The organism is Xenorhabdus hominickii, from assembly GCF_002632725.1.
GTDB classification, from domain to species: Bacteria; Pseudomonadota; Gammaproteobacteria; order Enterobacterales; family Enterobacteriaceae; genus Xenorhabdus; species Xenorhabdus hominickii.
In genome coordinates, this window is the sequence record NZ_NJAI01000001.1 from 985649 (window position 1) to 1009789 (window position 24141).

Here is a 24141-nt window from a genome sequence, read left to right on the forward strand (position 1 = left end):
ATTTAATTAAAAGGGATTCACATGGGACGACGTAAAACCATCGACCGAGAAGTGCTGCTTGATGCAGCGGAGCAAATCGTCACAACACAGGGAGCTTCTGCACTCACCATTGACGCGCTTGCAAAAGCGGTAGGTATAACCAAAGGCGGTGTGCAATACAATTTTAGTACAAAAGATGTACTCATTGATGCGATGTTTGAGCGCTGGGGAATGAATTATGACGAACAGTTTCGTGAAATCGCTGGGGACGCTCCCGAGCCTTTGATCACTGTTCAAGCACACATTGAAGCGACGATGCGATCAGATGAAGCATCGACTGCAAAGGCGGCAGGCCTGTTGGCGGGATTGCTACAGACACCAGAACATCTTGAATCGACCCGTACTTGGTATCGCCAGCGTATAGAGGGATTGGATACCACGACGGAAGAAGGTCGTCGGGCACGTTTAGCTTTTTTGGCTACTGAGGGAGCATTTGTTCTGCGTTTCTTCGGCTTAATGGATATTGGTGAAGATGAATGGCGGGATATATTCGGCGATATTCTTGCTTCCATGCCATTCAGAAATTCTTCTGCAACGGAACAGCAAAAATAACGCATAAAATATCGTCACTTTATGAATCTCCTCAAGAATCATTATATTATTTAACTTATTGATTATACTGGTAGCAAACGTTTTCTTTTTTTACGATTTTGGAGTAACCATTTATATATCTTTCCTGTAGGATAAGTCGAAAACTTCGTCTTTTGGGAATTGAAATATCAATGAGCACAGTAAATTCTGGCCCTGTAAACCGTCAGGGCTTGCTTCAACGCGTATTTAAATTAGAAGAACATGGCTCGACGGTTCGTACCGAAATGATCGCCGGGCTGACAACGTTTCTAACTATGGTTTATATCGTTTTTGTTAACCCGCAAATTCTGGCCGTTGCGGGAATGGATATTAAAGCAGTATTTGTCACGACCTGTTTAATTGCTGCGGTTGGCAGTATTTTGATGGGACTGATGGCGAATTTACCTGTTGCCGTGGCACCTGCTATGGGGCTTAACGCGTTTTTTGCTTTTGTCGTTGTCGGTGCGATGGGTATTTCATGGCAGGTAGCGATGGGGGCGATTTTCTGGGGGGCGGTAGGGTTGTTGATCTTGACTATCTTTCGTGTCCGTTACTGGATGATCGCCAATATTCCATTGAGTCTGCGTGTGGGCATCACCAGCGGTATCGGTCTTTTCATCGCCATGATGGGGCTGAAAAATGCCGGCATTATCGTGCCAAATCCCGATACGATCGTCTCAATTGGTAATTTCGCTTCCCACAATGTCCTGTTGGGAACATTGGGCTTTTTTATCATTGCCATTTTAGCAGCCCGAAATTTCCACGCGGCGGTGCTGATTTCCATCGTGGTAACGACGGGTATCGGCTTCATGATGGGGTATGTGGAATACCACGGTATTTTTGATTTACCGCCCAATGTGATGAGCGTGGTGGGTAATGTCGATGTGAAAGGCGCTTTGGATGTCGCGTTGGCAGGCGTTATTTTTTCGTTCATGCTGGTGAACTTGTTTGACTCTTCTGGCACGTTGATTGGCGTGACGGATAAAGCGGGTATCGCTGACAGTAGCGGCAAATTTCCACGTATGAAACAAGCATTATATGTGGACAGTATCAGCTCGGTAGCGGGTTCTTACATTGGAACATCGTCGGTTACTGCGTATATAGAAAGTTCTTCTGGGGTTTCTGTTGGCGGTCGTACTGGATTGACGGCGATTGTAGTCGGTATCTTGTTTCTGCTGGTGATGTTTATCTCTCCGCTGGCGAGTATGGTCCCTGCTTATGCCACAGCGGGAGCGCTGGTTTATGTCGGTGTTTTGATGACCTCCAGCCTGACAAAAGTGAAATGGAACGATCTGACTGAATCCGTACCTGCATTCATTACTGCGGTGATGATGCCATTCAGTTTCTCCATTACTGAAGGCATTGCGCTTGGTTTTATTGCCTACTGTGCCATGAAACTGGGAACCGGCAAATGGCGTGAAATTGGCCCGTGCGTTATCGTCGTGACATTACTGTTTGTATTGAAAATGGTGTTTGTGGACGTTCACTAACTGATCTTAATAAAACCTGACAGTGCATATACTGTCAGGTTTTATTGGGGATCTATTCGTTATGGGATATTTTTAGGTGCAACAAAACCCACGCAAACCGTTTGTAGCTCAGCACTTGGTTGGGCTTGAAAGGAAAACTCTTCTTTATGGCTAAGCTTCAATGCTGGCCAATCCTTGAAAGTCGCTTGGAAATCCTCCTCAGCGCAGTTTTTGCCCCGATCACCCACCAGCAACGCCCCATATTTTACGATATCCTGCTCTTTGATATGGCGGTTATAAATATTCGGCGGAGCATCATTGCCTAATTCCCACGGTTGTATCGTTTCTGGGCGATATTGGCTATAGAACGTTAGCCATTGATGTAGATATTCCCCACCAACATAATATAAAGGTATTGGATACAACTCGTTCCAGCGTTGATCAAGTTGGTGCGTAAAGGATTTTATACCAACAAACTTTTGCCCTGCGTCACGGACATTAGCCGCCATCACACCAATATAGCCGAGTAGTACCAGTATCCCGAATACCGTTAACCCGCGTAGTGTACCTTGCAGAGACTTACGAGGATATACCGTTATTGAGCCGACCAACAGCGCGGGTGAAACGACCATAAAGGGCTGTACCCATTCGGTCATGCGTCCGCCCTGATTAAAGGAAAACCAGCCATAAATAATCAGTAAAGGTAGTAGGATAACAATATTAGCCAATGTGTTGGATTGCTGTTTTGGCCAGCCGAACCGCCCACCCAGCAGATAAATAATCATACTGAGGATAATTAACGGATAGAACACGGAAAGCACGGCGCTGGTGGTATGTAGGTTGAAACCTTGCTGAATCTGGGAATCTACCCACTTGAAGGCAACGAAGTCGTTATGTACCAGCCACCAGACATTCGGTAATACGAGCGCAAACCACACCACGATAGCGAGATAAAACAGCGGCTCCCGATAATTACGTCGCACTTTGGGTACAAATAGCGAGAGTAAAAAGACACTGCCGATAATGGCAAGTGAGGAGTATTTACCCATCGTTGCTAACCCCGTAGTGAGGGCGAATGCCAGCCACCATTTGGGGTGGTCATCAATGGCACGCAGGAAAAACAGCAAAGACCACGGCCAGAGCATGACTAAAAGGTAATTATCGTTATAAGGAATAATATCAAAATTTATAATGCCGGATAGGTTCAGCGTTAGCATGGCAAGCCATGCCAATGCAATTTTACCCGTCAGCCGAAAAGCCAGATGCCAGACACCCAACATGCCGATAGCAATGGCAACAAAGTGGGTAAAATACCAATAAAAGCTGAGCGAAATTTGGCTGATATGGATAGCAGGTAGCATGATGACACCCACTAACCACGGGTTCTTGGGTGAGCCCCATTCTCCATTTATGCCCCAATTCAAGGCTTCTACGGCATCATAAGGAACGGTAGGATCGAGCGAATAGCTTGCTGTTATCCATAAAAAAGCATAACCAATGATCCAAAGATACAATGGCATGCGATAAGACGAATTATCAAAAAAATGCATTGTGATTAATGATCATAATATTTGAGTTAAAGTTATTTAGAATACTAGCTGAAATTCAAGTGAGATACCCAATAGATTTTGAGTTGCAATTTGAAAGATCGAGGGTATAAGTGAATGCCATTGGATGTTAAAGGTAGTTTCTGTTAGATTCCGCCGAAAGTATCTTGATAAACGCGAGTTGAGTTACAAACTATGAGCCCGTTAAAGAAAAAATCACCAGCAAAGCCTTCTGCTGGTAAGCAGAAAAGAAAAAGCCGCGCAGAATTGGATGCCGAAGGTCGTGAGCGTAAGCGCCAGAAAAAACGCCGTGGTAATGCTACTGGCACTCGTAGTAACGGTGATGGCAGCAATAAAAATCGTTCAGCAGCCAAGCAGGAAAAAGATCCGCGTATCGGCAGTAAAGTTTCGGTTCCTCTGATCGTCGGTGAAAAAGCAGCGATGGTGAAACCAGCGGTTAAGCCGGTTGTGGAGAAAGCGAAGCCGCGCCTGTCACCGCAGGAAGAGCTGAGTATGTTGGAAAATGATGAGCGTCTGGATGACCTGCTGGCACGTCTTGAACAAGGTGAAACGCTGTCGCTGGAAGACAATACCTATGTCGATAGCATGCTTGATCGCATTGATACCCTGATGGAAGAGTTGGGTATTAATTTGGAAGAAGATGACAGCGAAGAGGAAAAGCAGGAAGATATTATGCAATTGTTGAAGGGTAAGTAATTCCCACAGCAATAAGTTTCAAGCATCGAGGATAAAAGGCGGGTTCCACCCTGATAACTGTAAAATCAATAACTACAATACTAATAACCATAGTATTAGTATGTTATTTATTATGGTTATTAGGTAGACTATCGTGGCTATTGCGACGTAAGCGTCGGTTGCGACGTATCATCAAGGCACGACATTTCAACTCCATGAAAAAGTCATGTTTTGCTGGGCGAAAACAGCGGAAGGAATAAGCATGTCAGAGCAAGCCATCGTTTGGGATCTGCCTTTGATCCAAAAATACAATTATTCAGGGCCTCGTTATACTTCATATCCAACGGCATTGGAGTTTAACCCGCAGTACGACAATACTGCGTTTGTACAGGCTGCCGCGCGTTATCCCGATCGCCCGCTTTCCCTCTATATCCACATCCCGTTCTGCCATAAGCTGTGTTATTTCTGTGGCTGCAATAAGCTGGTCACTCGCCAGAAGCATAAGGCGGATGAGTATCTGGATGTGTTGGAAAAAGAGATTTCAGCCCGAGCTAAATTGTTTTCCCAGCGCAAAGTCAGCCAAATGCATTGGGGGGGAGGAACACCGACTTATCTGGATAAAGCACAGATAAGCCGATTGATGTCAATGTTGCGCAGTCACTTCAGCTTTCTGCCTGATGCTGAACTCTCTATTGAAATTGACCCGCGTGAAATTGAACTCGATATGATTGACCATCTGCGTCAGGAAGGTTTTAACCGCCTGAGCATGGGCGTGCAGGATTTTAATAAAGAGGTCCAGCGTCTGGTCAACCGAGAGCAAGACGAGGATTTTATCTTCAAACTGGTCAACCGTGCTCGTGAAACCGGTTTTACATCCACCAGCATTGATTTGATTTATGGCTTGCCAAAGCAGACACCCGAGAGTTTTGCCTTTACATTGCAGCGAGTGCTGGCGTTGTCACCCGATCGCTTAAGTGTATTCAACTACGCCCACTTGCCGAATTTGTTTGCGGCACAGCGTAAGATCAAAGAACAAGATTTACCGAGTGCAACGCAGAAGCTGGATATCTTGCAGGGAACGATTTCAACCCTGACAGGCAATGGTTATCAGTTTATTGGCATGGATCACTTCGCCCGCCCTGATGATGAATTGGCGATTGCTCAGCGCGAAGGTGTGTTGCACCGTAATTTTCAGGGATACACCACGCAGGGAGAATGTGATTTATTGGGTATGGGTGTTTCTGCTATCAGTATGTTGGGAGACAGCTACGCGCAAAACCAGAAAGATCTCAAAACCTACTATGCTACGGTATCAACTCAAGGCAATGCGTTGTGGCGTGGTTTGGCATTGACGCAGGATGATTGCATTCGTCGTGATGTGATCAAGGATTTGATTTGTAACTTCCGGCTGAACTTTGAGGATATTGAGCAGCGTTATACGCTGAACTTTGCTGATTATTTTGCCGAAGATCTGCAATTGCTGGCGCCATTGGCTGAGGATGGCCTGATTGAAGTGACGGAGTTTCATATTAAGGCATCCCCAAAAGGGCGTTTGCTGATCCGTAATATTTGTATGTGTTTTGATAGTTATCTGCGTAACCAAATGCGTCAGCGGCAGTTTTCGCGGGTGATATGATGGCTTGTAATGTTTCACACAGAGACCCCCCTTCGATCTCATGCTTATGGCTCAAGCTATATGTGAAGGGGTAGTATTAGTCACAAATGATGAGTCGCTCTTAACTCAATTTGTGGATCTCTCCGAATATTTGCTCAGTAATAGAACATTTACTCCATAATAGTCTGTAAACGAGCTACTCCAACCCCAATTCCTTCAATTTCCGCGTTATCGTATTTCTTCCCCATCCAAGTAAGCGGGCGGCTTCCTGTTTATGGCCATTGGTATGTTCCAGTGCACAATGAAGTAAAGTGCGTTCCAGTAACGGGAGTGCATCAGAAAGAAGGTCGGTTTTTCCCTCTTTCAAAGCGCGTTCAGCCCAAATTGCTAATTGTTGTGACCAATGTTCAGCTTGTGCAGAACGGGAAGCCGGGGGGGCATCATTCGGCTCCACCGTTTTCTTTTCAAGTAAGTCAGCAGGAAGATCCTGCATCAATATTTCTTTGCTGGCGGCCATCACGGTCAGCCAACGGCAGACGTTTTCCAACTGGCGAACATTCCCTGACCACGGCAAACGCATCAAGGCCAGTTCAGTATCAGGATGGAGTACTTTGGCTTCAACGCCCAGCTCTTTGGCGGTTTGTTGCAGAAAATGGTACGCCAGACGGGGGATGTCTTCCACCCTGTCCCGCAAGGGAGGTAACTGAACGCGGATCACATTCAAGCGATGATAGAGATCTTCCCGAAACTTACCTTCCGTAACCCGTTGTTCAAGGTTTTGATGAGTAGCAGCAATAATTCGCACATCAACCTTCACGGGCGCATAACCTCCAACCCGATAGAACTGTCCTTCCGCCAATACACGCAGTAAACGGGTTTGGATATCCAACGGCATATCCCCGATCTCATCCAAAAACAGAGAGCCGCTATTAGCTTGTTCGAAACGCCCGTGACGAACCTGATTGGCGCCGGTAAAAGCGCCTTTTTCGTGACCAAACAGTTCTGATTCAATCAAATCTTTCGGGATTGCGGCCATGTTCAGGGCGATAAAAGGTGCCGCTGCGCGTGGGCTGTGGCGGTGCAGGGCTTGAGCAACCAGCTCTTTCCCCGTGCCGGATTCTCCGTTAATTAACACGCTGATGGAGGAACGGGAAAGCCGGCCAATAATCCGGTATACCTCTTGCATGGCTGGCGCTTCACCGATCATATCGGAGACGGATACCGCTACTTGCGGATTGGAGGTAGATTGACATTGTTCGCGATAGTGACTTAGTGCCCGTTCAACCAGCGCAACGGTTTCATCAATATCGAAGGGTTTTGGCAGATAATCAAACGCACCGTGTTGATAAGCACTGACAGCAGCATCCAGATCTGAATGAGCAGTCATAATGATGACAGGAAGCTGTGGATGGCTCTGTTTTATCTGATTGAGCAGGCTCAGCCCATCCAAGCCGGGCATACGGATATCTGACAGCAGAACTTCCGGGCAGCTTTGTGATAGTGCTGACAGTACAGTATCTGCGTTTTCAAAACTGGTACACTCCATTCCTGCACCACTCAGCGCCCGTTCAAGTACCCAACGGATAGAATTATCATCATCAACGATCCAGACTTTTCCTCGTTGCATTGTCACCCTCTACTTATTGATCGGTTACTTTCGCTCTGTTATTTCTTAATAGGCAGGTAAATAGAAAATTCGGTATGTCCCGGCCAACTGGTGAATTCGATTTTGCCATGATGTTGATCGATAAGATTACGGGCGATTGATAGCCCAAGTCCAGTGCCACCTTCATGTCCACTGACCATCGGGTAAAAAAGCGTATCTTGAATATTGGGTGGGATACCCGGCCCGTTGTCTTCAATATCAATTCTGGCTGCTAAGCGGTAGCGCTCACCCTTTAAGGTAATTTGGAATGCTGTACGCGTCCGCAGTGTGATAGTACCGTCTTTTTTGCTCAGAGCCTGTAAAGCATTACGGGTAATATTCAGTAGTACCTGCTCAATTTGGTCAGGATAATGGGATAGCTCTGGCAAGCTCGGATCATAATCTTTGAGCAACGTAACATTCGCGGGCATTTCCAGTGAAACTAATTGATAAACCCGTTCGACCACATGGTGGATGCTCTGGCGGGTTTGAGTTCCCGGATGCTGTGGCCCCAGTAATCGATCAACAAGGGCACGTAACCTGTCAGCCTGTTCAATGATAACTTGAGTATATTCCCGCAAAGACGGTTCGGGCAGCGCTTTGGCAAGGAGTTGTGCTGCTCCCCGTAGCCCGCCAAGGGGATTTTTGATTTCATGTGCCAGCCCCCGAACCAATTCCCGAGCAGCCGCCTGCTGTGCTTGTTGTATCTGCTCTTGGCTTAACCGGCGTTGACTGTCCATAGGCGCCAGTTCCAGCAGAATAAACTGTTCGGAAATCGGTTGGGCACTGAGCGACATCACATGCGAGTGATTATTGATCACCAAAATGACTTCGTTATCGGTAAAACCATGACCATCAATCAGACTGGAACGCATCAATTCAGTATCCAGTGAGATATAACTAAACAAGACTGGAAGAGGCGTTCCGAATAATTTATGTGTACTTTGTGCCATAAGTTGCATAGCGGAATGATTGGCATAGCGGATAATTAAATCGTTATCCAGCACCAACACGCTGTTTATCAGTGAATCGAGAACATGTTCTGCGTTTGGGAAATCAGCCATTGTCATTCAATCTCTGCACTTTTTTGGTGCATTGTAGCCTATTTAAGCATAACTCGATGAGTTCTTCTGCTAATTACGCGTTATTCTCTCTATGCTATCGAGAATGTGCATCATCATGGGTATGAGCACGGACGCTCGATAAAAGAGCCCATCCGAAGATGGGCTAAAAGTTTCACGGCAACAAAAAATCAGCTTGAAATCTACTGGATGTAATAATTACACACTGTAATAGAGTTCAAATTCCAGCGGATGTGGTGTCATACGGATGCGTTCAATCTCAACATGCAGTAATTTGATATAAGCATCAATTGCATCATCAGTGAAAACACCACCGCGTGTCAGGAATTCCCGATCGGCATCCAGTGCTGCTACGGCTTCTTCCAGAGAAGAGGCTACTGTTGGGATCTCTTGTGCTTCTTCTGCTGGCAGGTCGTATAGGTTTTTATCCATCGCATCACCGGGATGGATTTTGTTGATGATGCCATCCAGACCTGCCATCAATAAAGCAGAGAAAGCCAGATAAGGGTTCGCAGCAGGGTCAGGGAAACGCACTTCGATACGGCGCGCTTTTGCACTTGCCACAACCGGAATACGGATAGAGGCGGAACGGTTACGGGCAGAATACGCCAACATGACCGGAGCTTCAAAACCGGGTACCAACCGCTTGTATGAATTGGTGGTTGGATTGGTGAAAGCATTTAACGCACGGGCATGTTTGATAATACCGCCGATATAGTACAGAGCCAGTTCGGACAAACCACCATACTTATCACCTGCAAATAGATTCGTTCCATTTTTGGACAGAGACATGTGGCAGTGCATACCAGAGCCGTTATCTCCCACTAACGGTTTTGGCATAAATGTAGCGGTCTTGCCAAATTTATGGGCAACGTTATGAACCACATACTTATAAATCTGAGTTTCATCTGCTTTTTTGGTCATTGTATTAAAGCGGGTTGCGACTTCATTTTGCCCGGCAGTCGCGACTTCATGATGGTGGGCTTCAACCACCAGACCCATTTTTTCCATCGTCAGGCATATGGTTGAACGGAGATCCTGAGAGGAATCCACCGGAGGAACAGGAAAATAACCGCCTTTAACTCCTGGACGATGACCTTTGTTACCGTTTTCATAACGTGTACCACTGTTCCACGCTGCTTCGGTATCATCAATATGATAATAAGAGCCGGAGATGGAATTACCGAAACGAATATCATCAAATAGGAAAAACTCAGGTTCTGGCCCGAATAACACCGTATCTGCAATATCACTTGCACGCAGAAAATCTTCTGCGCGTTTGGCGATGGAACGCGGATCACGGCCATACCCTTGCATAGTGCCGGGTTCCAGAATATCGCAACGTATAATCAGCGTGGCATCTTTAAAGAATGGATCAAGTATTGCGGTGCTGGGGTCTGGCATTAACACCATGTCGGACTCATTAATACCTTTCCATCCACCAATAGAGGAACCATCAAACATTTTGCCATCTTCAAAGAAATCTTCATCAATCTGGTGGGCAGGGATAGTGATATGTTGTTCTTTACCTTTGGTGTCAGTAAAACGTAAGTCAATAAACTTCACCTGATGTTCTTCAATCAAGGACAAAACATGCTCAATGGACATACTGAACTCTCCTGGTTTACGCCGGCCTGATAAAACAATGCAAGGATACCGCTTTATCTTAAAGAGGTGTGCATCTCTGTACGATCAATTTTTGTAAAATTTCTATTGCAAAGAGAAATGCGAAAAGTGTGCCAGTTTTAATAAATTATTAAATATCAATTGGTTAATTTTAGTGAGGTAAAAACTAATGAGGTAAACGCACAGTTTTAAGTACATTTGCCCCAAATTAGGGATTCTGACAAACAGAAATGCACTGAAATGGTGCGCCTGGGGATTGACTCAACGTTGAGGGAATCAAGGAAGGTGTATAATAGCGAATATATATCGTAATAAGGCGCAATCGGTTATATAGAATCAACGTCAATTGCGCCTGTTAGTTTAGAGTAACCTGATGATTACACTGGTATCAGATATTATATTAATCCTTATAATAGGTCAGTTTTTCACCTAATAATGATGTTATCTCACTGGTATCCCATCCACCACCGGGGTTACCCCAAATAACGACTTTTTTATCTGCTGTCAGAGCAACAAATGCTTTTCCTGTTGCATAGATAGCCCTTACATTTTTCAGGTCGCCTTGAACTGCTGAACAATCACCACCATATTCAGCATCTCCCCAAGTGACGACTGTGCCATCTATTTTCAATGCTGCATACGCACTAGCTGAACATGTTACTTGAACGACATCTTGGAGCCCTTGAACAATTGGATCGGGAGCATCGGGAGCAGATAACATGACTGAATGATCGCTATTCAGTAAATACAATAGAGTATGACTGATTGATATGTCTACGGAGCGTATCGTTCTAGTTATCGCCGAATCATTACGGTCTTGGAAGTACCATGATATCATTTCACTATCACCACTAGCATCTGGGAACATTCCCAATCCACAGACCATCACCTTGCCGGTCGGATCTGTAACTCCGTTGAATTTTATTAAATTCTTTGGCGCGGCGAAGCTAGGTGGGGTAGCTAGTGTGTAGGAGTAATACGGATCTGCATGACCAACTGGATCGTTGCTCGGAATATCCAGCCCCCACAGTCCCGGAGTACCGTCTTGAGTTATGAAGCAGCAGTTCCCAGCAGGTATTGTTGAAACATAACGTAAGTTTGTGTAATTTCCTACAGGAGGTAGCGCAGACCCTGGTTGACCCACAATTTGTTCTGGCCAGCTCTCTAAACTACCATACGTAGTATAGCCGAAAAAATTATATTTATTTCCGATATAAATATATTCGTCCATACCAATAGACCAAGAGCCAGTCAGCTCCCCCCAGACATGCATAGTGTATCCGTTAGCATTGAGAACGGCAAAGCTAGAGTGACCAGCACCTAAATTTTGGAACGGAGCACTACCGCTTAAATTATTAGGAACGTCCATTCCCCAACACATGATACGTGAATTCTCGTTTCCAACTGATTGTAGGGCTGCATAGGCTGATCCGCATGTGGTAAGGGAATTAATGTTACTTGCAGTAGTGGAACTACCGAAAGGTCCTCCCCAACCTACCATGCTATTGTCGTTGAGGAACGCCGCGAAAGCGGAAGGGTAGTCACTATCAATGCCTCCGTTCCCAAAGACATTAATTGGATTTATCGTTAGAGAGCCTTTGCTGGGATGACTAACACTAATAGTTAGATTAGGAGCATTATCATAGAAAAATGTAGACGAGCTATAGTCAAAAGGTGAATAGAACTTTGATGCTCCATCCACATATGACCAACTTACTGCAAGGGGTTGACCATCATGACTCCAGGCAGTTAAGCGTTGTGGTGCTCCAAGGTCATTAGCCATAGCATAATTGGCATAACGGGCACCCATGACGATAAAGGGTTCGTCGGGGTGAGTTGGAGTTGTGGCCGATTTATCCTTAACAAGTATTGGTTGTTTTTTTGACTCAGTAGGCGTGCCAAGGTCGTTTTTAACTACATAGTAAACTTCAATATTTCCTAACTGTATATCAGCTTGGTCAATACTGTACACGAACTGGTTGTTCGGCCTATATGACCCCGCGGTTTCTTGAATCGGATTTACGGTAAGGTTGTAAATAGTTATGGGCTCACCAGTCATGATACCATCGGCAGATATATGAACTTCAATAAATTGCCCTGTTGCAGATTTATCTATAGTTAAAACACCATTTTTTACTGGAGTAATAATAGGTGCTGGAAGGAGGTGCTCTTCGCTCATAATAATAAGTCCTTATATTGTTAAGTATTTGTTGTGTACAGTTATTTACTGTTAAATGGCTAATATAAATAAAATATAATCGTGTAACTAATGAAATAAAGTTATCACTCGTATCATTATGATTTAATGTTATTTTTTATTTAAATTGCTTTAGTGATAATGATATTTTTTCTCTAATTTATCAGGTTTATTTGATTGATAATAATTTATATTGAACTATAACATAGTGGGAATGGATTTTTATATGTTTACTTTTTAAAAATAAATAATCTGACTAATTATGTTAGCGATACTATTTTCTTTATTATGCGCTTGCTTTATTTGTTCTGCTAATGAGCTATTAAATTTTAATTTAAACTAAGTTTTTATAGTTATAAAGATAACTAATGGTTATCAATTGATAACCATGTTTCATAATGACAGAATGAATATTATCTACTAGTCTAGGATATTAGGGGGGTAGTTTTATTTTATTACTTAATCAGCATAAAATAAGACTATTGATAATGACTTGGAGTGTTTGGGAGTCTGATGTATGTCATCATATTTTCGTAAATTAATTGTTTTTTTTATTGTTATTTATGTTTTATTTACACCTTCTATACTGATGAACGCCTTTGCAGATAGTCAGGTAACGGCTGATGAAAAATACACTCAGAAAACAGACAAAAAAGATAATATAGATGCTCAGGTAATAGAATCAAGTAAAAGTTTTTTAAATCCTAAAATAAATAAAAAAATAAATTTAAAAAACACTAATGCTCTTTCAGAATCAGATGCACCAAATATAATCGCCAGCAATATTCAAACGGTAGGAAACATTCTGTCATCTTCTCCTTCGGAGCTAGCGGAACAAGCTAAGTCTTACGCTTTGGGTAAATTTAACGGCACAGTATCTTCCGAAGCGCAAAAATGGTTATCGCAGTTTGGTACTGCCAGAATTAACTTTGGACTGGATAAAAAAGGAACCCTGCAAGAAAATTCACTCGACCTATTACTACCTCTTTATGACAATAAAACAGATTGGTTGTTTTTCTCTCAATTAGGTTATCGCAACAAAGATAGCCGCAATACTATTAACGTCGGTTTAGGTGGACGCTATTTTTATCAGAACTGGATGTATGGACTAAATACTTTTTATGACCATGATATTACAGGAAAAAACCAACGTATGGGGGTGGGGGGCGAGATTTGGGGTGACTACATTAAACTCTCAGCCAATACCTATTACCGCTTGAGCGACTTGCAAACATCACGGAATTTTAAGGATTATCATGAACGCCCTGCAAATGGTTATGATATTAACGGAGAGTTTTTCCTGCCCGCCTACCCCAATTTGGGTGCTAAATTGACATATGAGCAATATTTCGGTGAAAACGTTACTTTATTTAACCGTGATACCAGACAGAAAAACCCGAGTCTGGCTAAATTAGGCTTAACTTATACGCCGATTCCACTCGTAACAATGGGGGTGGATTATAAACAGGGTGAAAGTGGTCATACTGAAACACAATTTCTGGCGAATTTAAGTTATAAACTCGGTGTTCCTTTTAGTTCTCAATTATCGCCAGAAAGTGTGGCTTCGATGCGTACATTAGCGGGCAGCCGTTATGATTTAGTGGAAAGAAATAACAATATTGTTCTTGACCATATAAAGCAATCCACAATTCAACTTTCTATACCACAAACTTTAACGGGTTACAGTCACGAAGAAAAAAAAATAGCAGCCACAAATAATCCGGAAAATATAGTTAAATGGCAAGAAAATAAGGAATATACCAAATTTATCAATGATGGCGGGAAGTTAAATGTTAATGGGAATCAAATTTCCATTATATTCCCGACATATCAGCTTGGTACTGGAAAACCCAATAATTATCCCATTAATTTCAACATATTTGAAAATAGTAATACAAAAAAAGCTTCTCATCATGAAACAATGACCGTGATTGTCAGGCCATTTATTGTGAAAGAAAAAGAAGTTAATCCTACAGAAACATTACCTGCTGATGGTAAACAAACTTATCAATTTACCCCAGTTATAACCTACGATGCCGTGGGTAATCAACCTTTACCTCAGGTTACACTTGATAATGTCCAATGGACAACTGAACCGGAGATTGGTGAACAATCAGGGTTACAGTGGGGAAAACCCGAAAAAACATCAAAAACCAATGATAAAGGGCAATTACAAGCCGCTTTAACCAGTTCAAGACCCATCAACGATGTGAAAGTGTTTTTGCAAATGGATGGTATGGATAAAACGCAGGTAGGGACGGTGAGTTTTGGGGACGATAGCACGCGTCTTCATATAGATAAAATAGGCGTTTCATTACCAGACAATATGACAACACCTCTGATAGCAGATGGAATCCAAGCCTATACCTATAAGGCCGTTGTTTTGGATGGTGATAATAATCCAGTGTCACCAAACACATCAATTTCCCATGTAAAATGGGGACACGATCAAGAAGGAATTTCAACTTTGAAATTAGAACCCAAAGGTAACAAGACCGATGATAAAGGACAATTGACCGCAACATTGACGAGTTCTGCAGAAAAACCAGTTAATGTTATTGTTACTCTTTCGATTGAAGGGCATCCAGAAAAATCAGCTGATCCGGTTTCTTTCAAACCTGCAGACATTTCGCTAGTACCTTCACCTTCAGGCGCAATATTGGTCGGTGAAACATATACTGTCACGGCAACAATTAACGATAAAAATTCGCCAATAACGTGGAGTTTTGATGCTCCTCATCGTGATAAGGTTACATCAAATTATACTGCTGGTAATCCAGTGGCAACATTTAGTAGTAGTGTGGAACAAATAGTTACAGTGAAAGCTTCTATTAGTGGTTCTAAGCTCTCGCAAAAGAGTTTGGATTTCAAATGGCCAATAATTCATGAGCCAACTTTCACCCCAAAAAGTGGGACTATTCCACCAGATGGAGATATAAATTCTAAGCATGCTTATGATTATATAGCGGAAGTTTTTGGTACTGATGGATTAAGTTATACAGGAAAAGAGATTAAATTTAAATGGTGGTTGAAACCTTTAGCAAGTGGTGAAGCACCAAAAAATACTTGGCTGTCAGAGACGGGGGAAGTTACTGCTCAGTCAGATGGAAAATTGAAAGTTCAATTGAAGAGCAGTCAGAAAAGTCCTGTAGTGACAGGTGCAATAGTTTGTCTTTCTGTTGTTGATGGAAACCCTGCTGAAGTCTCTCCGACAAAGCAATGTGCACAACCTGTGAATTTTGAAACGCCAGCACCAGTAGAGGATTTAAAGATCATAAGTCTTACATCTGATTTTAATGTTAATAGCCCCAAGGTAGGAGGGATAGGAGGGAAGAAAGAAAAATATACCTATAAGGCAATTGTTAAGTCAGCTTCTGGTACATCATTGCCCAATGGGCATAAAATAAATGGTGCTAAATGGAGTACAGATCCCACTACTAAAACCGGTGATTGGGAAATAAAGAGTAATAATACGGTAGAGGATAGTCAAATTACGGCCACATTGACCAGCCAGGCTGGTATAGGCGATGTTAAAGGGGGGGGGGTTACTGATGGTCTGATAGTAAAATTAGAAGTGCCAGCAGGAGCGGGAAAAACTGATTCCATGCCAGCAGATCCAGTTGTCTTTGAAACTCCTACTGTGCCAGCAGGAATTCATGTGTACAGCGATGATTATCCTAATGGATTAATATTTCAAGAGCAAAATAAGCCTTACAATGCGTTTAATGGAATGAAAGGAAAATTGGTTAAACCAAAACCATCAGGGAAATCTATCCTAGAGAATCAAGGGAAAATTGTTTCTATTGGGAATTATGACCCTATGGATATCAACAGTACGATAGGTACTATAGATGAGAAAACAGGAGAAATTACTTTTACTTTGTCAAATAAAGTAAGTATTGCAATAGAGGTTAAAATGCCCAGTAAGGCTAGATACATCTATTCATATAATTTTGATATTAGAAGATATTTTTTTAGTGGTAGCGATACGGGTGGAGCCATAACACCGAATACAGGACATAGTTGTATTGGAGAGTACGATAAGCCGCTCGCCCGCCGTGGGGTAGAGAATGTTACTCCTACTGACTTGTTTCTGAAACAAGGCAATAATGTCCCGCTTCTAGATGAGATAAAAAACGTTTTTTCTTGGGGAATACTAAAGTATGCTGGTTCAATAGGTTATCCACCAGCTAGCTCACTGATTGTTGGTTCATATGACCCAATTGATGTGAGTCGCCAGTTTATCTATGATATTGATAAACATACTATTGTTAATAATGATGGTAATAATCTAAATGGTTATTTACTTTGTTATCGACATCCATAAGTCAAATATCTGATTGAAATCATTTCATGTTTAAACTGAAGACCACCTCCTGTGGAGGTGGTCAGTAACAGGTAAACTCTGCTAATAATACTAGGACTAGGGCGTGTTGTTACCGATAGCTTCATCTTCCCCTGAAGACGTTTCCACCTATGTTAGCGAGCACAATACTATCATCAATAAACAACCACTCTGTATCTACATATCCAAATGACTATTTGAAAATTAATGTAACATTTATATTTTGACTAGATATTAAAATGCTGGGAAATGCTATTCCATTTCCCAAATTCCGAAATAAATTCGCGGTATGATGTGATGTGATGTGATGTGATGTGATGTGATGTGATGTGATGTGATGTGATGTGATGTGATGTGAGATTTGGTTGTTTTTTGGCAAAATAATTATATCAAATCACCCTGTTTAATAACTCCTCACAAAACGTCAATACGGCCTAGGTAATCATTGAAGATGCTTGATTTTTCATTCGTATCAGATCAGGATCGCGCCCATGAAAATTAATCTGACAGATACCCAAAAAGAAGCCCTCGAATTGACGCACGATACGACCCGTGATGGACGAATAAGTGACAGTATCAAAGCCGTGCTTTTGGCGTCAGAAGGCTGGATTGCCTAGGCTTTGCGTATTCATGAAAGTACGGTGAGTCGCCATCTGAAAGATTATTTCTCTGAGAAAAAACTCGCCCCTGAAAATGGGGGGGGCTCTGAAAGCCGTTTGTTTACCGAACAAACGACAGAATGAGTTGAGTATCTGACTGCAAATTTGATGCACACCACCGCGCAAATTGTCGCCTGTGTCTGGGTGCGCTGGCAGGTGACTTTTACTGTGGCGGGATGACAAAATGGCTTCACCCGTCAAGGATTCAGCGACAAGAAGCCGATGGAACGCCTCATCAATTCGATGCGGATAAACAGCAACAGTTTATTGAGGCCTACAATGCGCTGAAAGCCGAATGTGGCCAAAATGAGCCTATTTTGTTTATTGATGCAGTGCATCCTACCCAGTCTACAAAATTAAGTGAGGGCTGGATGAAGCGCGGAAGGGAGCATGTCAAAGTGGTCGAAACCACAGGCAGTCGTACCCGCCTCAACATCATGGGTGCTCTCAATTTGCAACGGATTGAAGAGACCATTATTCGTGAATATCCGACGATTAACGCAAAAAATGTCATCTTTTTTTTCGGCCCAATCCGGGAAACCTATCCATGTTCGCAAAAAATTCATATTATTCTGGATGGCGCCGGTTACCACCGCGTCGAATTAGTTCAATTTTTTGCCAAAGTACTGAATATTGAGTTGCATACCTGCCGCCTTACAGCCCTAACCTCAACCCGATTGAGCGATTATGGAAGTACACGAATGAGCAGGTACGAAACAATATCTATTTCCCGGACGCAAAAACGTTCCGTGAAACACTTCATCATTTTTTCATGTCACATTGCCAGAAAAAGTACAGGAGCTGACTACCCGATTGACTGATAATTTCCAGATTTTAAGTCCTGCATCGTCAAGTTAATTGCGTATATTCTTTTTATTTTTTTAGCAATATTATCGTTTGGTTTATAATTTGCATTAGATATTACAATTTAAATGAAGTTATTTTATTTACGTTATTATATCATCAGATGATAACTATTTTTCATTATACAAATTACTAAAGGTTGTTTAGTCTATGATGTAACGAGTTTTATTATAATGAAAATATGAGTGATTATTTAATGCTATATTTATTAATAAAGAAATATAGTAATGATATTTTTTATAATGTTAACTGTATATTAGTGTGGTATATAAAATGAAAATTGAAGAAATAACTGTGCAGTCTGAACAAAAAAAAGATGCTTATATTTCTGTATCATTAGTCGATGGATCGAGTATTGCTATTGGTCAAATTTGTTATTTGACTGTAACTATTCCAGTAACTACTCCAAGTTTTGGTCTTATTCATAGTATTCATATCAAAGACTCAACTGGGCAAATTAAATCAAAACTTTTGCGCGGATGGACTACAGAAGGAAATAATAATGGTTATTCTATATTTTTATTAGAGCTTGAGGATGACGGGAGTGTAAAACCAGATACTAAAGTGGGGTATACTGTTGAGGCGTTAAATGCATCAGGAGCACTTATAACATCTTTAGATGTTAAATATACAGCGGTTAAGATAAATAATGATTTTGTTATTACACTAAATACAAAAAATGAATATATTTCACCAGCAAAAAAAAATTTGAAAATAGATGATTCAAATAATGATGATTATATTAAATATGTAGGTAAGGTTGTTGATTATAAAAATAAAAAATTAGATAAAGTTCAGGTAATGATTTCATCCTCAATAGTTGGTAAATTAATAAATCCGGAACTTGTGAGGATTGCTACCGAACCTGACCCGACTGTAAGTTTATCTACAGTTGCACCTACACCTACACCTACACCTACACCTACACCTACACCTACACCTATTCCTATCCACAGTGAGAATGGTACGGATTTTTTCCTTATAGAGAGCGATAATGGCTATGTGAGGTTTCGTATATATACTAATATGAACACTTCGGCAAGAATCGACTTCAAGACTCAAATAAATGGTGTAACTGATACAAACTATGCAGCATCCATATATGTTTTTGAAGCTCTAGATGATTTTGGATTTGGCCCACCATCTCCAAATATAGAAGGAATCAATAATAATGGTATACTTAAAAAAATACCAGGTGAAAAAGAATTTCAAGTAAGCATTAATCCATATCCTGGATATAGTAATACTGATAGCCTGATATTTTTCTATATGGATCGTAGTCAAAAGAACAAAATAACTCAAATGCTACCAATATATAAGCTACAAAGCATATCAAGCTTGGTAACAGCTCGTTTTAGTTTTATGTATGAAAACTTGGTCCGCAATGATTTATTAGGCTTATATTATATGATAGCTCCTGTAAATGGGAATCCAACATACTCAATGAAATCGAGATTAATGTATGTTGGTAGCCCAGGAAATTCTCCTGATAATGATGATGGTATTTATAATAAGGTCAAGGTATATACCAGTTATGCCAAATCACCTATTTCACCTTCTAGCGATGATGATGTGCTTTATGAAACGGGTTCTTTAACTTTAGATGCAATAAATCAGTTAGCACTTAATGGTGATCCTACAGGTTTAAAAACGGGTTTATATGTTGTTATAGAGGGACGTAAGTCCTTAGGAACGGATAATGGATTGCCACCATTGGGGAGCAACGTAGTATTGACTATGAAGTTAACGTCCCGGACAAGGAATAATATTCAAACTTATTCAAATTATACAGTGGGAGAAAAAAAGAAAGATTATACTGTAATTCAAATTCCATATTGTGAACTTACGCGAGCTGAGTCATGGCACAATGGAATACAGGGAAGACTATATTTTAGTTATAGCGTTGAAGTTAATGGTGTGTCGGTAAATAGCAAAACATGGGGAGTTGATATCTACACAGGGGTTGTGGGAATTTCTTCGTTTGATGACAATTGTCCTAAGTAAAACAAGACTAATTGAGAAAATATTAATATTATGAACGTATGGTTGAATTAATTTATTAAGGTTTAAATCCTTAGTTTTTAAATTTATGATTAAATAAGGATGTAAAATGAACATTGAATTTAATAAAGTTATTAAATTGGAATCATACTCTTCTGGTGGAGATATTAGTGTATCTATACCAGATGGTTCTGATGTGATTATTGGACAAGATTGTTATTTGACTATTGAAGTTAAAGCAGACGAAAACGTAATTAAAAACATTAACAATATTTCAATAGAAGGAGATGATAGCTCTATAATTGTAACTAAAATTAATCCTTGGATAGTCAAAGATAAAAATTGTGGCAAGGCTTTTTTTTTATTGCAAATTAATAAGCAATTATCCCCAGAGACACAAATTAATTATACTGTTCATGCGTTTTCAATTTCACAGAAAGATGTTGATGGTATTACTCCAAAGGGAATTACCTATACAGTAAAGAAAATAGAAGAAACTAGTATTATTACGTTAGAGTCAGACAATAATTTTTTAGAGTTGCCAACTAAGCCTAATCCAGTAGGTGATCATAATAGTGAATTTTCCATATATTCAGGTATAGTTACTGACTATAGAAATGCTCCATTAAAAAATGTTCAGGTTACAATATCATCTTCAATTACAGGTAAATTAATTAGTCCTCTAGTATATATAGCTACGGATTCAGAGCCATCTGATATTATTACAATTGATACCCCTGATGATTCGGAGTTTTTCACTGTTAATAGTGATGAGCACGGTAATATAAGGTTTCGTGTTTATCCAATAAAAGATAAGTCTGCAAGAATAGATTTTCAAACTCAAATTATGGGAGTGACTGATGTAAGTTATGCAGCATCTATATATGTTTTTAAATCAATCTCTAACTTTCCTTTTGGTCTTTCACCTCCAAACATTATAGGAAAAAACTCAGATAATACCCTAGAAAAAACATCTGGAAAAACTGAGTTTAATGTGGGGGTTAATCCATATCCTGGGTATAGTAGCACAGATACTCTTATTTTTTTTACAAAAAGTGAAATTTCTAATGAAATAAAACAAGTTAAGCCGGTATATAGACTTAATGATATAACTGATTTATATTCACATCAGTTTTGTTTTTTATATAGTGAATTGAAGCTTAATGAGTTTTTAGGGTTTTATTATATGGTTGCACCGATGAATGGAGAGCCGAGATATTCGGATAAATCAAAGGTGAAGTATATTATCGGTCAAGGTGGTTCTCCAAATGAAAATAATAAAAATGTCTATAATAAAGTAAAAATATATTCTAGTTATGCAGCACCTCCTCTAAGTGACCCATCTAATAAAGAAAGTGAAGTGTATGAACATGATACTGTTACATTAGATATGATAGAGCAGAAAAAAAAAGGCGGGAGTGTATATGTTAAAGATGCGATAGGTCTTTATATATTAATACAAAGCACTAATGATCCTCAAAAGCATACTTTACCAAAAATTGGACAGAGTGGTGGAGTAAAATTGCAATTTACCTCTAGAACTAGAAATAAGAAGAAGACCTATCCATTCAAAATACTTGATTCGAATGGCGCTATAGTAACCATACCATATTGTGATCTCATTAGAGCGGCAAGATACCGCGAGTCTGGTATCCCAGGTTCACTTCATTTTGAGTATTATACAGATGAGGACGATGGAACTAAAATATATAGTAAATTATGGTTGGGAGGTATTAGCACTGCATACAATCATGAAGATATTGATAATCAAGGTTGCCCACCTGATGATGACGATTAATATCTATAACATAAAGAAATAAAAAACTTCCGTAATGAAATTAAGATTTAATTGAAGCGGTGAACGTTAGGGTAAGTTAAATTAATTAATAAAGTGTTTTAATTTAAAAATACAAATATTTTTGTTATTTTTTAAGTGTCTTAGATTTATGGATACTTATATTGTACTAACTGCATCCTATTTTTATTATTTTATTTAAATTATAAGGCGATAATATGAAGAGTAATGAATTCCCTACTGGGAAGTATCAGATTTATTTATCTGTTCCAAAAAATGCTGATGTTGCTATTGGTCAGGGATTTTATTTGAATATTACTATCACTTCAAATGAAGCTATACCTACTGATTTTAAATTTACTTTAGATAATTATATCGGTTTAAATGTAGAAAGCATTAATCCATCACTTTCTGCACCTTCTACACCAAATTCTATCGATTTTTTAGCTTACTTGGTTATTGATGATTCAGGTTCAATGGCAGAAGGAGAAAGCACTACAGTTTCTTATGGTGTGAATATTTCAGGTGTTGAACCGAAAAAAATTAGTTACACTGCTAGAAAAATTAATCAAGACGAGATTAAATTAAAAGTAGATAAGTTGATTTGTCATACACCAGAAAAAGATGAAATGCCTAAAAGTATGGGAGATGATTTCATTCTCTATTCTATGATATTAACTGATGGTTCTGGTCATCTGATGAAGAATACTCCTATGCAGATTTATTCAGATAACTTAGCTAATTTAAATGAAAGAATTGTTATAACGACTGATCCGAGTAAAGGAACACCTTTCCGAATTATTAAACCTATTCTTAGCGATAAATATAATTTTATTCCTATTTCTAGTAATGATGAGGGGAATGTTAGCTTTAGAGTTTATCCAGTGAAAAATAAGCCAGCGGTAATTCAATTAGGTATTCAGCTAGCTGGAGCAAATTCAAATTATGTAGTTCCTATTACATATAGTTTGAGTCCTAAACCAAAAGATCCTCGTGAGCTACTTTCTAAACCATTAATACAGGATCTTTATAACGGTAAATTAAGTGGATATGGGGCTAATCAAAAATTTAGTATCAATATACCATATTATGATGATGCAACAGATTCAGATCATATTTTATTCTATACTAAAAATGGTCTTAACTTACCTGTCAGAAAAATACAAGATGCTACAGAACCTGATTATAGTTTTGAACTTTATTATAATGATTTTTCATTAAATGAATTATCTGAATTGTCTTATGTTGTCGCTAGAAATATAGATAATACTTTATATTCTAATATAGAGTATTTTACATACATAGGCGGTGGCGATAATAAGCCAGCTGATGGTATTGATCGTATCTTCGATATGCCTATTATATACGCCAGTGAGGCAGATCCTAAGAGTCACCCACCTTTTAAACATGATGAACAGTTGAAACTGGAATATGGCTCCACTATAGGCCCCTCATCGATTGAGGGTTATAGAGAAAATGGTGGTTATGGTTTGTTTGTTCAGATAATCGGAACGAATGATCCAACAGATAAACAAAAACCAAAATTTGGAGATAAAATCCATTTTACTATGTATTTGAATGGTGATCATAGCGATGATTATACCGTTAACAAAGGGTATAAAAAGATCAATAAGCAGTATTCTTGTACTATTAAGGATGTTTCTGACAATGCCGGTGGTAAGACATCTACCACGGTTGTTTCTATACCACATGATTTAATTGTTAACTTTGCAAGTAGTCCGGAATACGGAACGCCTAATATTTATTTTGAATATTATATTATGGATGACGAAGGAATACGGACTTATTGCAATTACTATTATAGTGGAATTGAAACTGTCGGTGTTTGATTTTGAAAAATCAATAAAATAATATGTATTTTTACTATGATTAATATATTTTTTAATCGCAATTTGGGTAAGAAGAGAGTCATCTGTGGAATTCATGGATGACTCCGTATCTATAAAATGATTTAAATTAATATAACAAAG

13 protein-coding genes and 1 pseudogene are annotated in these 24141 nt (G+C 40.0%); 9 read left to right on the plus strand and 5 right to left on the minus strand.

The window, feature by feature from the left end:
* The first annotated feature begins 21 nt into the window (after nucleotides 1-21).
* Complete coding sequence (locus Xhom_RS04470) at nucleotides 22-591, plus strand: TetR/AcrR family transcriptional regulator (protein ID WP_069317575.1); 570 nt, start codon at nucleotides 22-24, stop codon at nucleotides 589-591.
* A gap of 170 nt (nucleotides 592-761) precedes the next feature.
* Nucleotides 762-2099: an NCS2 family permease gene (locus tag Xhom_RS04475; protein WP_069317576.1), complete on the plus strand. Its 1338-nt coding sequence runs from the start codon at nucleotides 762-764 to the stop codon at nucleotides 2097-2099.
* 59 nt (nucleotides 2100-2158) lie between these two features.
* On the opposite strand, the gene Xhom_RS04480 is transcribed toward Xhom_RS04475, so the two are convergent.
* A complete protein-coding gene (locus Xhom_RS04480; protein ID WP_069317577.1) occupies nucleotides 2159-3628 on the minus strand; it encodes a glycosyltransferase family 39 protein in 1470 nt (489 codons plus the stop codon).
* A gap of 192 nt (nucleotides 3629-3820) precedes the next feature.
* On the opposite strand from Xhom_RS04480, the gene yihI reads away from it, so the two are divergent.
* The gene (yihI, locus tag Xhom_RS04485; protein ID WP_069317578.1) at nucleotides 3821-4342 is read left to right on the plus strand and encodes a Der GTPase-activating protein YihI; all 522 of its coding nucleotides are present in this window, start codon (nucleotides 3821-3823) and stop codon (nucleotides 4340-4342) included.
* 241 nt (nucleotides 4343-4583) lie between these two features.
* On the plus strand, nucleotides 4584-5957 hold the full coding sequence (gene hemN, locus Xhom_RS04495) for an oxygen-independent coproporphyrinogen III oxidase (RefSeq protein ID WP_069317579.1): 1374 nt from the start codon (nucleotides 4584-4586) through the stop codon (nucleotides 5955-5957).
* A gap of 175 nt (nucleotides 5958-6132) precedes the next feature.
* Here hemN and glnG read toward each other — a convergent pair whose 3' ends face one another.
* The 4 genes from glnG to Xhom_RS04515 form a co-directional block, all read right to left on the minus strand.
* Nucleotides 6133-7563 (minus strand): nitrogen regulation protein NR(I), encoded by a 1431-nt coding sequence (gene glnG, locus Xhom_RS04500; protein WP_069317580.1) that lies wholly within the window; start codon nucleotides 7561-7563, stop codon nucleotides 6133-6135.
* A gap of 38 nt (nucleotides 7564-7601) precedes the next feature.
* Nucleotides 7602-8651: a nitrogen regulation protein NR(II) gene (gene glnL, locus Xhom_RS04505; protein ID WP_069317581.1), complete on the minus strand. Its 1050-nt coding sequence runs from the start codon at nucleotides 8649-8651 to the stop codon at nucleotides 7602-7604.
* Between the two features lie 210 nt (nucleotides 8652-8861).
* The gene (gene glnA, locus Xhom_RS04510; protein ID WP_069317582.1) at nucleotides 8862-10271 is read right to left on the minus strand and encodes a glutamate--ammonia ligase; all 1410 of its coding nucleotides are present in this window, start codon (nucleotides 10269-10271) and stop codon (nucleotides 8862-8864) included.
* 418 nt (nucleotides 10272-10689) lie between these two features.
* A complete protein-coding gene (locus Xhom_RS04515) occupies nucleotides 10690-12468 on the minus strand; it encodes an RCC1 domain-containing protein (protein ID WP_069317583.1) in 1779 nt (592 codons plus the stop codon).
* 535 nt (nucleotides 12469-13003) lie between these two features.
* Between Xhom_RS04515 and Xhom_RS04520 the strand changes: the two genes are divergently transcribed.
* The 5 genes and pseudogenes from Xhom_RS04520 (at nucleotide 13004) to Xhom_RS04540 (ending at nucleotide 24000) form a co-directional block, all read left to right on the plus strand.
* The gene (locus Xhom_RS04520) at nucleotides 13004-16813 is read left to right on the plus strand and encodes an inverse autotransporter beta domain-containing protein (protein ID WP_069317584.1); all 3810 of its coding nucleotides are present in this window, start codon (nucleotides 13004-13006) and stop codon (nucleotides 16811-16813) included.
* Nucleotides 16814-17322: 509 nt separating this feature from the next.
* Nucleotides 17323-18348, plus strand: a pseudogene (locus tag Xhom_RS04525) (IS630 family transposase).
* 279 nt (nucleotides 18349-18627) lie between these two features.
* Complete coding sequence (locus tag Xhom_RS04530; RefSeq protein WP_069317585.1) at nucleotides 18628-20358, plus strand: hypothetical protein; 1731 nt, start codon at nucleotides 18628-18630, stop codon at nucleotides 20356-20358.
* A gap of 106 nt (nucleotides 20359-20464) precedes the next feature.
* Nucleotides 20465-22153: a hypothetical protein gene (locus Xhom_RS04535; protein WP_069317586.1), complete on the plus strand. Its 1689-nt coding sequence runs from the start codon at nucleotides 20465-20467 to the stop codon at nucleotides 22151-22153.
* Nucleotides 22154-22368: 215 nt separating this feature from the next.
* Nucleotides 22369-24000: a hypothetical protein gene (locus Xhom_RS04540; RefSeq protein ID WP_069317587.1), complete on the plus strand. Its 1632-nt coding sequence runs from the start codon at nucleotides 22369-22371 to the stop codon at nucleotides 23998-24000.
* Nucleotides 24001-24141: the final 141 nt, after the last annotated feature.